This window comes from Helicobacter sp. MIT 03-1614, from assembly GCF_000762925.2.
In the GTDB taxonomy this organism is placed as follows: domain Bacteria; phylum Campylobacterota; class Campylobacteria; order Campylobacterales; family Helicobacteraceae; genus Helicobacter_C; species Helicobacter_C hepaticus.
Genome location: NZ_JRMS02000001.1, coordinates 104395 through 118404, shown reverse-complemented (window position 1 = coordinate 118404; position 14010 = coordinate 104395). Strand labels below are relative to the sequence as shown.

15 protein-coding genes are annotated in these 14010 nt (G+C 36.6%); 4 read left to right on the top strand and 11 right to left on the bottom strand.

The features are described 5' to 3' along the window. Positions 1 to 66 precede the first annotated feature (66 nt). Positions 67 to 1467, top strand: coding sequence for a potassium transporter TrkG (locus tag LS66_RS00635; protein ID WP_034365443.1), 1401 nt, complete (start codon positions 67 to 69; stop codon positions 1465 to 1467). Between the two features lie 24 nt (positions 1468 to 1491). Then, on the top strand, positions 1492 to 2151 hold the full coding sequence (locus LS66_RS00630; RefSeq protein WP_011116046.1) for a TrkA family potassium uptake protein: 660 nt from the start codon (positions 1492 to 1494) through the stop codon (positions 2149 to 2151). On the opposite strand, the gene bioC is transcribed toward LS66_RS00630, so the two are convergent. The 3 genes from bioC to LS66_RS00615 are packed head-to-tail and all read right to left on the bottom strand — an operon-like array spanning position 2141 to position 4727. Beyond that, entirely contained in the window at positions 2141 to 2902 is a 762-nt protein-coding gene (gene bioC / locus LS66_RS00625) for a malonyl-ACP O-methyltransferase BioC (protein WP_052057290.1), read from the bottom strand. The genes LS66_RS00630 and bioC overlap by 11 nt on opposite strands. After that, positions 2881 to 3576 (bottom strand): pimeloyl-ACP methyl esterase BioG family protein, encoded by a 696-nt coding sequence (locus LS66_RS00620; protein WP_034365446.1) that lies wholly within the window; start codon positions 3574 to 3576, stop codon positions 2881 to 2883. Before LS66_RS00620 ends, bioC begins: the two co-directional genes overlap by 22 nt. Then, the gene (locus LS66_RS00615) at positions 3573 to 4727 is read right to left on the bottom strand and encodes an aminotransferase class I/II-fold pyridoxal phosphate-dependent enzyme (RefSeq protein ID WP_034365476.1); all 1155 of its coding nucleotides are present in this window, start codon (positions 4725 to 4727) and stop codon (positions 3573 to 3575) included. The genes LS66_RS00620 and LS66_RS00615 overlap by 4 nt, the downstream gene beginning before the upstream one ends. Positions 4728 to 4848: 121 nt before the next feature. Here LS66_RS00615 and LS66_RS00610 point away from each other — a divergent pair, with 121 nt between their 5' ends. Next, positions 4849 to 6162, top strand: coding sequence for an adenosylmethionine--8-amino-7-oxononanoate transaminase (locus LS66_RS00610; protein ID WP_138091781.1), 1314 nt, complete (start codon positions 4849 to 4851; stop codon positions 6160 to 6162). Between the two features lies 1 nt (position 6163). Here LS66_RS00610 and bioD read toward each other — a convergent pair whose 3' ends face one another. The 7 genes from bioD to cutA form a co-directional block, all read right to left on the bottom strand. Further along, complete coding sequence (gene bioD / locus LS66_RS00605; RefSeq protein ID WP_034367458.1) at positions 6164 to 6793, bottom strand: ATP-dependent dethiobiotin synthetase BioD; 630 nt, start codon at positions 6791 to 6793, stop codon at positions 6164 to 6166. A 37-nt stretch (positions 6794 to 6830) separates the two neighbouring features. Continuing rightward, positions 6831 to 7853 (bottom strand): LLM class flavin-dependent oxidoreductase, encoded by a 1023-nt coding sequence (locus LS66_RS00600; RefSeq protein WP_034325401.1) that lies wholly within the window; start codon positions 7851 to 7853, stop codon positions 6831 to 6833. Between the two features lie 21 nt (positions 7854 to 7874). Beyond that, positions 7875 to 8882 (bottom strand): RimK family alpha-L-glutamate ligase, encoded by a 1008-nt coding sequence (locus LS66_RS00595; protein ID WP_011116054.1) that lies wholly within the window; start codon positions 8880 to 8882, stop codon positions 7875 to 7877. Next, positions 8872 to 10317 (bottom strand): LLM class flavin-dependent oxidoreductase, encoded by a 1446-nt coding sequence (locus LS66_RS00590; protein WP_034367459.1) that lies wholly within the window; start codon positions 10315 to 10317, stop codon positions 8872 to 8874. The genes LS66_RS00595 and LS66_RS00590 overlap by 11 nt, the downstream gene beginning before the upstream one ends. 342 nt (positions 10318 to 10659) lie before the next feature. Further along, the gene (locus LS66_RS00585; RefSeq protein ID WP_034367461.1) at positions 10660 to 10923 is read right to left on the bottom strand and encodes a hypothetical protein; all 264 of its coding nucleotides are present in this window, start codon (positions 10921 to 10923) and stop codon (positions 10660 to 10662) included. Between the two features lie 178 nt (positions 10924 to 11101). Next, positions 11102 to 11323 (bottom strand): hypothetical protein, encoded by a 222-nt coding sequence (locus LS66_RS00580; protein WP_034325398.1) that lies wholly within the window; start codon positions 11321 to 11323, stop codon positions 11102 to 11104. A 108-nt stretch (positions 11324 to 11431) separates the two neighbouring features. Next, complete coding sequence (cutA, locus tag LS66_RS00575) at positions 11432 to 11758, bottom strand: divalent-cation tolerance protein CutA (RefSeq protein ID WP_011116058.1); 327 nt, start codon at positions 11756 to 11758, stop codon at positions 11432 to 11434. Between the two features lie 133 nt (positions 11759 to 11891). On the opposite strand from cutA, the gene LS66_RS00570 reads away from it, so the two are divergent. After that, positions 11892 to 12866, top strand: coding sequence for a catalase family peroxidase (locus LS66_RS00570; protein ID WP_011116059.1), 975 nt, complete (start codon positions 11892 to 11894; stop codon positions 12864 to 12866). Between the two features lie 3 nt (positions 12867 to 12869). On the opposite strand, the gene LS66_RS00565 is transcribed toward LS66_RS00570, so the two are convergent. Continuing rightward, on the bottom strand, positions 12870 to 13964 hold the full coding sequence (locus tag LS66_RS00565) for a cation diffusion facilitator family transporter (RefSeq protein ID WP_034367463.1): 1095 nt from the start codon (positions 13962 to 13964) through the stop codon (positions 12870 to 12872). Positions 13965 to 14010 lie beyond the last annotated feature (46 nt).

Here is a 14010-nt window from a genome sequence, read left to right as displayed (position 1 = left end):
AACATTAAAATTGTTTATAGTATAAAATACTTTATAAAAGGAGGGCATAGAATCTAAGGAGTAAGAATGACAAACCTAAAGAGTATGCAAATTCTCATCATAGGCTATGTGGGGATTATCATACTTGGAGCTTTGCTTTTGTTTTTACCTTGTATGCACTCCTCTTCTCTTAGTTTTATAGAAGCCCTTTTTACGAGCACTTCAGCTTTTACTTGCACAGGGCTTATTATAAAAGATACGGCACTTGATTTTACACCTTTTGGACAAGCTGTGATTTTAGCTCTTATTTGGCTTGGCGGATTGGGATATATGAGTATGCTTGGTATCGTGTATGTATTCCTTCGAAAGCGACTTTCAAATAGGGAACGCAATATGATAAAAGAATCACTTAATTATCCTTCCTATGATGGTATGATGAGTTTTTTAAAAAAAGTCTTGTTTTTTGTAATTTTAATTGAATCCTTTGGTGCTTTGGCGCTTTTTATTTATTTTTATTTTGTGCAAGATTTTAGCGTTTTCACTGCTTTGTGGGCAGGTATATTTCACGCTATTTCGGCTTTTAATAATGCAGGATTCTCTATTTTTAGCACTAATCTTATGGCTTATCGCCAAAGCGTGTTTGTTAATAGTGTGATATGTTTGCTTATTATTGCTGGAGGAATGGGTTATATTGTGCTTATTGAACTCCATACCTTTATAAAGTCGCGTTTATACGTATTTTGGAATATTTGTCTAGCTTTTATGCGCAATAAACCATTATCAAATCTGCACACAATTCGCTTGAGTTTGCATAGTAAGATCGTTGTAAGTTATACATTTGTGCTTTTAACTTTGGGATTTGGCTTTATATTTGTGCTTGAATATCACAATCCAAAGAGTATGGGTAATTTTGAGTTTTTTGACAAAATACTCTCAAGTTTTTTTATGTCGGTAAATTATCGCACCTCTGGATTTAATAGCATTGATTTGGGAGGATTGAAAGATTCTACAATGTTTTTCTCTTCTTTGCTTATGATTATAGGAGGGGCTCCCGGTGGCACAGCAGGAGGCATTAAAGTAACCACTCTCGCAACACTTCTTGCTTTTTGTGCCGCGCTTTTTTATGATACACAACCACGATTATTTAAACGTAGGATTATGGAAAAAAGTGTAAAAAAAGCCATTGGTGTAGGTATTATTGCTATGATTTGTATCACTTTGGCAAATTTCATTATTGCTGCTTTGCAAGAGGATACGCGTTTTATGCTTATTATGTTTGAGGTTTCATCAGCTTTCGCAACTACAGGCGTGTCTGCGGGCAATGGTGGCACATTAAGCTTAAGTGCGAATTTCTCCCCACTCTCGCAAATAGTGATTATTGGGCTTATGCTAATGGGAAAAGTAGGTATTTTAGCTTTTTGGCTGGCATTTGTGGGCAAACGTAAGCAGAGTTATATTACTTTACAAGAGGAGCGCGTGATTATTTAGAAGATATCAATTTTAGGAGCACGAATGAAAACAAGTTATGCAGTTATTGGATTAGGGAAATTTGGGCAATATGTTGCCAAAGGGCTTATACGAAATAATGAAAATGTTATTGTATGTGATGATAGTGAGGAGCATATTAGAGAATTTAAGGATTTAAGTGATGAGGTTTATATCCTTGATGCGACAAATAAAGAAGCATTGCGTGAAGCTGGTGTTAAGGAGCTTGATGTTGTTATTATTAGCATAGGAGAAAATATAGAATCTAGCATTTTGAGCGTGATTGCTCTCCAAGAATTGAAGAATAAATTTATCATTGCCAAAGCTGTCAATCGCTCACACGGCATTATTTTAAATCGTTTGGGTGTGGATTTGGTCGTGCGTCCAGAGCAAGATGCTTCAAGTCGGCTCCTTGATAAATTATTATGGAATCGCAACCATATTTTTAAAATCAATGAACAATTAGATTTAAGCAAAGTGCCTATTATAGAATCTGATGTAGGCAAAAGTGTAGGCACAAAGCAATATGAGCTACAAATGCGAGAGAATGTAAAAATTATAGGCGTATATCAAAGCGGCATTTGGCATATTCATACCAAAAAAGCAGGGGTAAAAGAGCCTCTTGAGCAACTCATACTTGAGCAAGGAGCAGTATTGCTTTTGCTTCAATCACATATTAATGCTTAAGCGCAAGGATATATACAGGTTCATAAGTGAGTGTATTATTAAATCGTTGAGTGTAGTTTTTAAGCATAGTCTTTGTGAGATGAAAGGGTTTGTTTATACCAAAGGCATTTACACCACTTAGTTTGAGATGCCTAAAGACTTCAAGGGCGCTATCAAAATGCAGACGATGATGCGTAGATTCTAAGACAAGGATTTCAAAGTCTTTTTCTAGTAATGCGCGTATCGTATCTAAGCTTTCATATTTCAAACCAACCCCTGTAATTTCGCGTATTTCGTGCATATTATCTTGTCCAAAACTACTTAATGCCAATATGCCACCACAAGTAATCATAGATTTTAAATTAGTGAGCGTAGAGGTGCAATCAAGCCATTGCAAACAGGCATTAGAGATGATAAGTTCAAATTGTTTTTTTACAAGAGAATGAGTGCAAAGTTGTGCCATATCAAAGGCAAGGTGCAAGATTCTCTCATCGTGCAATGCTCCAGCCATATCATAAGGGTAAAAATCATTTGTTATATAGTGTTGAAAATCAAATGATTTGCTTATAAGAGCTGTAAGCTCACCTGTTCCTGCACCAAATTCAAAGATAGAATCAAAGCTTTTGCGATTTGTGCCCAAAACCAAGTTTAAAAGATGAAATCTCATAGCGCGTTGTATAGGACTATTGTCATTATAAGTGTCTCGGGTTTTATGAAAAGAGATAAGATTAAAATCGTGCGAAGAAGATTTTAGTATTTTTGTAGGTGGCATAATTCTTCCCACGAGGTAAAGTTAAAGAAAACAAAATGTGGCTCATTACTCCATAGAATCTGTGTATTTTGGGGAGATTGAGAGAGCCAATATTGTTTATTTGCTTCTGGTGGGAAAATTTCATCATTACGTGATATAAGTGCGTATTCCCACCTCTGACATTGATGTGAGTGTATAGATTGAGAAAACTCATAAAGCGCTCCAAGTTCATCGCGTAAGGCTTGATTATCTCGCAAAGTAAAATGAGCGTCTAATCTATGCCCTAATAATCCTGCACGAAATTGTTGAGAATCAAGATGTTTCATCGTTCGCCTAAAAAGCACAGGAGGAATACCATAGATTTTATCAACCCCTAAAGGTGTGCCATTAATAGCGAGTGTATGTGTAAATTGCTCCCATATAGGTGAAAACATAGCATTTGCCACACATACGCCAAGCGAAAAGGCAATAAGATAAATATGCTGATAGTAGGAGAGATTCTTAAAAATATCGTGTGTATTGCATAAATTGAGCGTATTTAAATCTCTATAATCATAAAACATCACTACATCGCAATCATAAATTTTAAGATGGTGAAAATGACAAGGGTCGCTTCCAAACCCACCCATAAATATTATTAAATCTTTAACCAAAGAATCTTTAGTATTTGCTCTATGAAGCCATTTATACTTCATAGTGTCTCCGCAAGTTGAGCTATGTGTTCTAATTCTAAAGCAGCATTAAGACAGAATCGGATTCTTGCTGTTCCTTTGGGGATTGTAGGTTCCTTGATAGCGGGAGCAAAAAATCCACGCTCACGTAGCTGATGAGAGAGTTGAACTGCAGATTGGTTATCTCCACACATAAGCGAGATGATATGTGCTTCACCTCTTATTACATAGCCTTTTTCTTTTAAGTGTGAGCGGAGATGCTGACTTAGAAGTTGCAATTTTTCGCGCTTATTTGTTAGAGTGAGTATCTTGCTCCATATGAAATTACTCCACGCAATATTAATTGCGGGCAGGGCAGTAGAGTATATGAGTCCTCGTGCAGTATTGATAAAAAAGTCTCTTTGAGTTGTATTGCAAAGCATACAAGCTCCCATAGAGGCTAGAGCCTTACCAAAAGTCAGCACAAGAAAATCAATGTCTTCAATACATTCATAAGCTATTCCGAGTCCATTATTTCCACATACACCTACACTATGTGCTTCATCAACATATAAAAATACATTGGGGTAAGCTTTTTTAAGTTGTATTATTTCTTTAATATTGCCAAAATCTCCCTCCATACTAAAAAGTCCTTCAGTTACAATGATAATACGTTCATAATGACGATGATGAAAATCAATAAGTGTTTCAAGCGCAGTCATATCATTGTGTCTAAAACGCTTAAAGTGAGCATTGCGCACTCCATCAAATACACTTGCGTGAGAGAATCTATCAAGCAAAAAGAGCGTGTGCGTGAGAGTGCTTAATGCTTGAATACAAGAGAGATTGCAGTGATAACCGCTGTTAAAAAGTAAAGCTTTTTTGGGAGCATAGAGTTGGCTAAGATGAGATTCTAAAGTCTCATAAATAGGGAATCCTCCGCTTAAAGAGCGTGAAGATGCGCTAGAAAAAACCATATCTTGTGGCGAGAGTGTGCTAAGAAATTCTTGTATAAGTGCAGTATCTAGGGAAAGAGCCAAATAATCATTGCTTGCAAAATTAATTAAAGGTTTATGTGAGGAATGATGAGCGTGTGAGGCATAAGGAGTGATATAAATACCATCGTGCTGATAATCCGTGATTGTGCGGAAATTATGTGCATTTTTAAGCGATTTTAATCGTGCATTCAAGCCCACATCAGACGATGAAGTATAATCAAATGAGGTTTTGATAGGCATAATATTCCTTGTGTTAAGAGATGTGATTAGATGTTTTGGAGTAAAATTATATCTTAAATTGTTATATAAAGGTTGAGTTATGCTAGATTTAAAAGCATTGGATTTGGCGCATATTTGGCATCCTTGCACACAAATGAAAGACCACGAAACGTTGCCCATTATTCCTATCAAATCGGCAAAAGGTATATATTTATATGATTTTGAAGGAAAGGCATTTATTGATGGTATCAGTAGTTGGTGGGTGAATCTTTTTGGGCATTGCAATCCTTTTATCAATGCTGCAATTACGAAACAATTACAACAATTGGAGCATATTATTTTGGCAGGTTTCTCACACGAGGGAATCATTCGCTATTCAGAGAGATTATGTGCTTTGCTTCCGCAGAGCTTGCAAAAATGTTTTTATGCCGATAATGGCTCAAGTGCCATTGAAGTAGCTCTGAAAATGAGTTTTCATAGCCATTATAATGCAGGAAATAAGGATAAAAACGCATTTTTATCCCTTAGTAATGCTTATCACGGCGAAACTTTAGGAGCTTTAAGCGTAGGTGATGTCGCATTATATAAAAGCACTTATCAGCCTCTTTTACTTGAATGTTTAAGCGCACCTGTGCCACGAGGTATATGGAATCCCGATGATGGCACAATAAGTGGAGATTATCATATGGAACTTGAAGCATTGGAGGAAATTTTAAAACATCACGCTCATCGCATTTGTGCATTTATACTTGAGCCATTATTGCAATGTGCTGGTGGTATGAATATGTATCCCGCAGCTTATATTAAAGAAGCGTGTGCATTAGCAAGGAAGCATAATATTCATATTATCTTTGATGAAATTGCCGTAGGATTTGGGCGCACAGGCAGTATGTTTGCTTTAGAGCAATGTGATGTAACGCCTGATTTTCTCTGTCTTTCTAAGGGTATTACAGGAGGATATCTTCCTTTATCTGTTGTGGTTACAAGCAATAATATCTATGAAGGATTCTATGCTCCTTATGAGGAACAAAAAGCATTTTTGCACTCTCATAGCTACACAGGTAATGCTTTAGCTATAGCAGCTGCAAATGCCGTATTAGACATTTTTGAGCAAGATGATATTATATTTTCTAATCATTCTTTAAGTGTTGCCATAGCCAAGCGGTGGTCTATGCTCGCAAAGCATAAAAAAGTAGGGAATCTACGAGTATGCGGAATGGTGTTTGCATTTGATTTGCAAGGTTGTAAGCTTAAAAGAGCTGGTTTATATGTGTATGAAAACGCACTTGCAAAAGGCGTGTTATTGCGTCCTTTGGGAAATACAATTTATTTTATGCCACCTTATGTGATAAATCTTGAAATTGCTGAATATGTATGCAATGTGCTTGATGCAATCTTAGAAGATGATTTCTAATTTATAATAATTTTTGAATATAAGGTGTAAGCTCATAAGAGAGTGCATTTGCAGCAGAATCCAAAGTTTGAGTTGTATAAGATTCTATATGCACAAGTGGTATTTTCGCATAAGAGCGCACAAATTCATCAATATCATCACGATGCACATCTTGGTTATCTTTAAGCATAACAATCGCAAGAACCGGTATATTTTGCATAGCACGCAATGTGAGTAAAATATGATTAATGCAACCAAGATAATATCGTCCCACAATAAGTGCAGGACGAGGATTGGCAAGAATAAAATCAAAAAAAGTAATTTTATCATCAAGTGGCGTGAAAAGTCCCCCAGCAAGTTCAATGAGTAATTTATCACATTGTGGAATACTTAAATGTAGTCCATTATATGTTAAATTTTCATATTTGCGCCCAATGTGTGGAGAAGCAGCTGTGTTCAGTGTAAGTGCAGATGGCAAAATCTGTGTGTGAGGGGAGAGTTCTTTCACACGATGTGCATCTGTCGGACTTCCCGCTTGAATGAGTTTAAAATAAGTATATGAAAATGCCTTGCAAAAAGCCGCACTTAAGTGCGTTTTGCCCACATCTGTATGAATTCCCACAACATAAATCTGACGCAATATCGTATTCATTAGTATAAAACCTTGCTTAAGTTAAGAAACAAAGAATCTATTTTACAAGTGGCATAAGCTCTTTGGCAATGCGCTCAAGTTCTTCTTTCATAGGCGCACATTGCACAATAAGCAGATTAAGTCCTGCTTCCTCATACGCCTTGATTCTTTGTGCTACTTGCTTAGCTGTGCCGACAAGATTAGAGCGCAAACCACGATTAGAAACGCTATAATCATATTTAGAGACTTCTACATCAAGTTGGGAATTGCCTGTGAAATTCTTATAGGAATTTTCATAATCTGCATAATTTTTAATCGTTGTGATTCTTTCTAGCTCTTTTAAGGCTTCTTCCTCTGTGTCTCTAATGATAATATAAGTAGCCATTCCAAAGCCTTTAAAAGGTGCTAATCCAGCCTTTTGTTTTCTTCCTTTCATATCAGCAATTTTTTCTTTGACTTCTTCTATTGTGCCTCCGTGCATTAAATATTTATCTGCAAACTGCGTAATGGCTTCTCTTCCTCTTTCGCTCTCTCCTCCGGCATATACAAGTGGCATTTTAGGAGGTTTAGGTTCATTAAATGAATTTTCAAAACTAAAGTATTTGCCTTTATGATTAAGAGGGCTTTTGCTCCAAAATCCCCTTAAAACATCAGTATATTCGTGTGTAAGGGCGTATCTATCATCGTGCCCATCAAAGCTTATCCCATATTGTCTCGCTTCCTCTGCCCACCACGCTGACACCATATTAATACTAAATCGCCCACCACAAATTTGTGAAATCGTAGCAATTTGCTTTGCTGTGAGAGCAACCTGATGATATTGTGGGCGCAAGGCTGCTAGAATCTCAATTTTTTTCGTAATTGCTGCCAATCCATTAGCAATAGACCACGCATCAAGAGCAGGAGCTTTTTCACCTTTAATATCATTAAGGTAGAGCTCTGGCACGAGTGTAAGCACATAACCGAGTTCTTCAGCGCGCAGTGTCAAGTCTTTGATATACTCCCACGAGCCTTGAGTGCTATCATCATCAACATTTCTAAGCCAACTTCCCCAAACAGGTGTCCAATATCCAAATTCCATAAATGCCTCCTTGAGATTAAATTAACGATTTTTTTGCCATTCTGCATTAAGAAAGGCTACGATTCTATCTGCTGCTCTGTGAGAAGCCTTAGATTCCACAGATTTATTATAATTAGTATTTGTATTAATATCATACACGACTAATTCACCTTGTGTGTTTTCCATAAACTCTACGCCTGCAACTTCAATTTTATGTGCGTGTAAAAATGTTTCAAGTTTTGCAATAAGTGGTGTTTGTGCGTTAATATCTTCTCTAATGCTAAATTTATCTCCGCTTGTCTCGCACATTGCTCCTGCAATAGCGGGTGTAGAATCTTGTATCTCGCACATTCCACCAGCGAGTTTTGGTAAAGATTCAATATTGCACGCCTCTGCTGGACAAAGTTCAAATGAACCCGCACTTGTATCAACGCGCACAGCGTAGTGAAATTTACCACCAATAAATTCTGCACGAGTGATAAAAAATTCCTTGCTTTTAATATATTCTTGCAAGAGCGTAATACCATCAATCGCTTCCTCAAATGCAGCCGAATGCACATATTCTTTAAAAGATTCAAAGTTTTCAAAAAGTCTCACACCAAGCCCTTTACCGCCTTGATTATGTTTTGAGATAAAAGGTGTTTGCAATGTTTTTGCCACTTCAAGTAAATTTGTTTTACCAAAACAAGCATAAGTTTTTGGCGTTAAGAATCCTGCTGCATTAAGCGCAAGATATTGTTTGATTTTACTCACTTCAAATTCAAGCACCGATGAACCATTAATTACGCGCCTATTGTAAGAATGTAACCATTGTAAAATGGCGCGTCCATATTCTTTGGTATATTGATGTTCTCGTGTATGGCAAGATGCACTAAGTCGTGACCAAAATACTCCTTTAGGCGGTTCTTTGTCAAGATAGATAGCACCTTCTGTAAGGATTATTTCTTGAAATGGCACTTTTGCTCGTTCAAATGCCTCTTTAAAAGGTGGGATCCATTCTGGATTCTCGTGAATAATAAAAATGCCTTGTGGTAATGAATTATATAACATACTCTTCTCCTCTTAATTTTGGTCTCCCTGTCCCTGCATAATCGTTAATAGTGGATTTTTCGCCACCTACTCTATATTTTGAAGCAATATGTTCATTACCAAGTCTATCACCTTTACCAAAAAGCTTATGGCGCAAACTCCCTTGTGTATAAGATTGCTTATACACACCTCTTTTTTGCAATTCAGGCACAATAAATTCTACAACATCTTCAAAAGTGCCCGGTGTAGTAGCATATGCGAGATTAAAACCATCAGCATCAGAGTATGCGATAAATTCTTGCAAAATATCTGCTACTTTTTGCGGACTTCCAACAAATTTTAGTCCTTGGCAGCCTATGCCTGTGAGTTTGATTAAATCTCTTAGTGTCCAAACTCTCCCATCATCTGTGGTAGAATTGCTCAAAGCTTCTACTTGTGCAACTATGGCATTTGATTTGATATTGTTTAGAGGGTCATCAAGCTTGTATTTAGACAAATCTACACCGAGCCAGCCTGAATTTATCACAAGTGAGCCCTCAACACTTGCATAAGAAAGCAAGTCTTTATATTTTGCTTCTGCAAGAGCATCGGTTGTATCAGTGATAATTGTCGCAAGAATATATATTTTTGCGCTATAAGGGTCTCTTCCCGCATTAATAAGTGCATCACGCACTTGTTTGACTGCGATTTTAGCATATTCTTTGGTGGGAGGCGCAATGAAAATTGCTTCTGCGTGTGTAGCGGCGAATTGTCTTCCACGAGGTGAATTTCCTGCTTGAAAGAGCACAGGTGTGCGCTGAATGCTTGGCTCGCATATATGGATTCCGGGCACATCAAAATATTTGCCGTGATGTCCTATGTGATGGATTTTAGCAGGATTTGCAAAATCACCACTTTGTTTATCTAAAATTACCGCATCATCTTCCCAGCTTCCTTCTAAAAGCTTATAAATAACTTCCATATACTCATCAGCAAGTGCATATCTTTCATCGTGAGGTAATTCACTCTCACCCATATTTTTATTGGCGCTTGGGAGATAACCTGTAACGATGTTCCACCCCACGCGTCCTTTAGTGAGATGGTCCAAAGTGCTTAACCTTCTTGCAAAAGGAAAAGGGTGCTCAAAAGGCACACCTGCAGTTACTCCAAAACCTAAGTGCTGCGTAACTGCTGCTCCGATTACAGCAAGTTGTGTAGGGTCATTAACCGGCACTTGCAGAGCGGTTTTGAGCGCACCCAAATCATTCCCCCCATAAATGTCATATACCCCTATCACATCAGCGATAAAAACGGCATCAAAGAGCCCTTTTTCTGCCACTTTTGCGATATTTTGCCAATACTCAATATCTTTGTATCGCAGTGCTTGGTCTTTGGGATAGCGCCATAGTCCCGGGCTAAGGTGAGAAATACAATTCATTTCAAAGGCGTTGAAGTGGATAGGTTTTGCTTTTTTCATTGGATGCCTCCATTTTTTAGATTTTATTAAGTTCGTTTGAACTTATGAAGTGCATTATACTTACATTTTTTTAAAAATACAATATGTAATCATAAAAATTTGTATATTATTGCTACTTTTTTACTCATATTTTAAGATAAAATAAGAATCTACAGCATAGGCTAAAAGCAAATTCAACTATCACTTTCTTAATTGTGCCTGAATATAACTCATAAAAAATTTGTTAAAAGAAACGATAAGGAGATTGTATGTTTGTCATAAGAATGTAGTGTAATAAAGCCTACCCACAGACTTTATTACACGCGAAGAATAGAGAGATACTTAATCTTTAATCTAAGAAGATTACTTTTTAAGGAATCCTCCTACCGCACTTGCTGCTCCACCTGTTTTAGAATCAGCTTTATCTATAGCCTCTTTTTTCTTTTTTTCAGCTTCAGCTTTTGCTGCATCTACTGCTTCTTTTTTCTTCGCTTCGGCTATATCTTTTGCACTTTTTCCGCTTGAGAGGTCAGAAGCTGCTCCAAGAGCATTTCCTTTGACATCAAACGCACTTACCATAGAGGCACTAAAGATGACTCCCATTGCTATTATGAATAATTTTTTCATAATATCTCCTTGTAATGTGAAAATTGTAGTGATAAACCACGAAAGGCAATTTGACAAAAAAAAAAAAAAACGATTGGTAAATACACTTAAAATTTGAAATTGTTTTAAAATGGGGGAAAAGTGATAGGAGAGAGTTTGTTGGCAGAATCATAAAGATTCTGCCAAGAGCCATAGAGTTTTATTTTTGCATTTGTTTCATCATTGCATCTTTTTTCTTTTTCTCTAGTTCTTTAGTTGTTGCAGATTTTACTTCTTTTTTCTTAGTAGAAGCTACTTGTTTTGCGCTTTTGCCATTTGCAATATCAGAAGCTGCACCATAAGTTTCTCCTTTGACATCAAACGCACTTGCCATAGAGGCACTAAAGATGATTCCCATTGCTATAATGAATAATTTTTTCATAATAGATCCTTTATATTAAAATTAGTAGGATAGCCTACGCACTCATTCTATAAGCGTAAAGAAAACAAATAGCAACAAGAAAATTTATTATCAAATATAATATTTTAGCTATGCACTCGGCTTTTGGAGTGTAAGAGTAAGCCAATTTTCATAAGAGGGTTGCGCTTTTGCCTCAAAAGCAATGATTTGAGGAATTTCATAGCTGTGATGAGTAAGGAGGAGTTTTTCAATTTCTTTATAATGCACAGGCAACGTTTTAAGAATAAGCAGATATTCGCTTTCTTTGCAAATTGTATCCTTACCTTTTTTCTGCCATACATAGCTGCTTTTTATTTTGTGGCGTTGGACACACGCAATGAGGCGAGATTGTAAAAATAGCTGCGTAAGGCGTTTGGCTTCCTTTTTGCTTGAAGTAGTTGTGTAAATAATAAGCATAAATGCTCCTTAGAGTTGAGATTGAAGAAATTATATTCTCATTGAAGTTAAGGTTAGCTCATATTTGGACAAGGTTTTGCTTTATTATAATTAATCGTTATACTTTGGTTTTATGTTGAACGAAGGAGTTTTTATGCTGACAAAGAAAAATTTGGGTTTAGTCCTTATGTGCTGTGTTTTGGGCAATATTGCTTTTGCAAATGATGAGAGAAAAACTTATGATTCACAGAGTATAGCAGATGTCTTTTACCGCTTGAATGGTAATGCGATAAAGCCTAAACAAAAAATCAACCATACAAAAGGTTTTTGTGCAAGTGGCGAGTTTATCCCACATAAAGGTATTATTTCTAGTATTGATGTTCCTTTACTCTCCCAACAATCAATTCCTGTAGAGATTCGTTATTCATTAGGTGGAGCTCAACAAGATGATAGAAGCAAGCCTAGAGGAATGGCGCTCAAATTTCAAGGAGATAAGGACACTTGGACAATGGTAATGCTCAATACCGAAATTAATTTTGCTAAGAATCCTCAAGAGTTTGGGCAATTTTTTGAGATGAGAATCCCTCAAGAAAATGGAAAGCCTGATACAGAGAAAATCAAAAGACTTACGCAAAAAGTAAGCTCTTATAGGAATTTTGAGGCATATATGAAGAATATAGGTATATCAAGCCTAGAGCATACAGGCTTTTATAGTATCCATACCTTTTATTTTCAAGCACCACACAAAAAAGCCAATATTGCGGCGCGGTGGAAATTTGTCCCAAAAGATGGGATAAAATATTTAAGTGAGCAAGAACTTTCAAAGTTAGATAAAGATTTCTTGCTTTCTTCCTTTAAGTCCTATACAAAAAATAAACCAATGGAATATGATATGTATCTCATCTATCCTAATAAGCAAGATGTTACAAATGATACGACAGCACTTTGGAAGGGAGCACATAAAGAAACATTAGTTGGCACACTCAAAGTGCAAAAATATAACGGCACAAAATGCAATGCAGAAGTGTATTTCCCATCAGATTTACCCGCAGGAGTGCAACCTCCAAAAGACCCGCTATTTGATACGCGAAATGCCACTTATGCACTTACTTTTAGTAGAAGACAATAGATTCTATAACCACTTGGGATTTGCAGTAAAGCTCACAGAGAGCCATATTTTATAGCTTGGAATCTCAAGGGCTTTTTCAATACGTTCGCGAATAGAATCAAATTCTTTCATCGTTGTGGGCTTGAAATTTTCGTGTGTGAGAATATTGACTTCTACCATATAAAATCGCCCTGATTTTGCTGTATGGGTGTCATAATCGCTAAAACCAAATTCATTGCTCAAATCTTCCATAATCTGCGTGATTTTTTCATCAATTTCAGGTGGAGCTACCATAATCAAATCTTTAAAATTGCTCAGTGCTATGCGAATGGGTGAGATGCAAAGGAGCAATGAAAGCACTGCTAAAAGCAATGGGTCAATATAGCGTGAAAGAGTATTTATAGAATCTGCAAAGGCGTTTTTACCAACAATCTCACCAAAATAAGGCAACATATAAATTACACCAAAAGCTAACAATGCACCCAAATACAGCACACAATCAATTTTCCATTCTGTATTATCTACTTTAATTAAATCAGATTCTAACACCTTTGCATACAGCGAAGTATAAATAAACAAAGCCGCACAAAATACAAATGCACACGCACTATATATCGCTGCACCGCCAAGTTCTACTTCATAACCACCATTAATAATACTCTGCAGGGCATTGATAAAGGCATATATACAAATAAAAACAAGCACAAGAGATTTAAAGAGATTAACCATTGGCTCAAAACGCACATATCCATATTGGAAAATATCATCATCTTCTTTGTAGATATAGCGCGAAGTTACTACGCTAAGCGCACCTAAACCTACGCTAATAAGTGCCACAAAGCCATCAAAAATAACTGCCATAGATTTGACTAAAATCCCAAAGCTAATGCCAAAAATGGCTAGAGCTAATGCACTATACATTGAGGTTTTAAGCACGAATTGTTCTTTTTGAGCGGCTTTTAGGGCATCTTGTAGTGAATCTTTAAGATTTTTAAAAAACGAGTGCGAGACGGATTCGCTTTGGTGCAAGGATTGTGCAACCTTTGGAGTAAAACGTGGTTTATGATTGCGCACACTTGTGCCATAATTAATATTATGTGAATCTTTATTATGTGGCATTTGTGCGATAACCTACCTTTGCTCATAGTGATTGAAAAATACAATC

What these genes read in the sequence shown, in the direction of transcription:
- LS66_RS00630 (WP_011116046.1), top strand. Translation starts at nt 1,492, where the DNA reads ATGAAAACAAGTTATGCAGTTATTGGATTAGGGAAATTTGGGCAATAT.
- LS66_RS00595 (WP_011116054.1), bottom strand. Translation starts at nt 8,882, where the DNA reads ATGTTATATAATTCATTACCACAAGGCATTTTTATTATTCACGAGAAT.
- bioD (WP_034367458.1), bottom strand. Translation starts at nt 6,793, where the DNA reads ATGAATACGATATTGCGTCAGATTTATGTTGTGGGAATTCATACAGAT.
- LS66_RS00610 (WP_138091781.1), top strand. Translation starts at nt 4,849, where the DNA reads ATGCTAGATTTAAAAGCATTGGATTTGGCGCATATTTGGCATCCTTGC.
- LS66_RS00590 (WP_034367459.1), bottom strand. Translation starts at nt 10,317, where the DNA reads ATGAAAAAAGCAAAACCTATCCACTTCAACGCCTTTGAAATGAATTGT.
- LS66_RS00565 (WP_034367463.1), bottom strand. Translation starts at nt 13,964, where the DNA reads ATGCCACATAATAAAGATTCACATAATATTAATTATGGCACAAGTGTG.
- LS66_RS00570 (WP_011116059.1), top strand. Translation starts at nt 11,892, where the DNA reads ATGCTGACAAAGAAAAATTTGGGTTTAGTCCTTATGTGCTGTGTTTTG.
- cutA (WP_011116058.1), bottom strand. Translation starts at nt 11,758, where the DNA reads ATGCTTATTATTTACACAACTACTTCAAGCAAAAAGGAAGCCAAACGC.
- LS66_RS00580 (WP_034325398.1), bottom strand. Translation starts at nt 11,323, where the DNA reads ATGAAAAAATTATTCATTATAGCAATGGGAATCATCTTTAGTGCCTCT.
- LS66_RS00635 (WP_034365443.1), top strand. Translation starts at nt 67, where the DNA reads ATGACAAACCTAAAGAGTATGCAAATTCTCATCATAGGCTATGTGGGG.
- LS66_RS00585 (WP_034367461.1), bottom strand. Translation starts at nt 10,923, where the DNA reads ATGAAAAAATTATTCATAATAGCAATGGGAGTCATCTTTAGTGCCTCT.
- LS66_RS00600 (WP_034325401.1), bottom strand. Translation starts at nt 7,853, where the DNA reads ATGGAATTTGGATATTGGACACCTGTTTGGGGAAGTTGGCTTAGAAAT.
- bioC (WP_052057290.1), bottom strand. Translation starts at nt 2,902, where the DNA reads ATGCCACCTACAAAAATACTAAAATCTTCTTCGCACGATTTTAATCTT.
- LS66_RS00620 (WP_034365446.1), bottom strand. Translation starts at nt 3,576, where the DNA reads ATGAAGTATAAATGGCTTCATAGAGCAAATACTAAAGATTCTTTGGTT.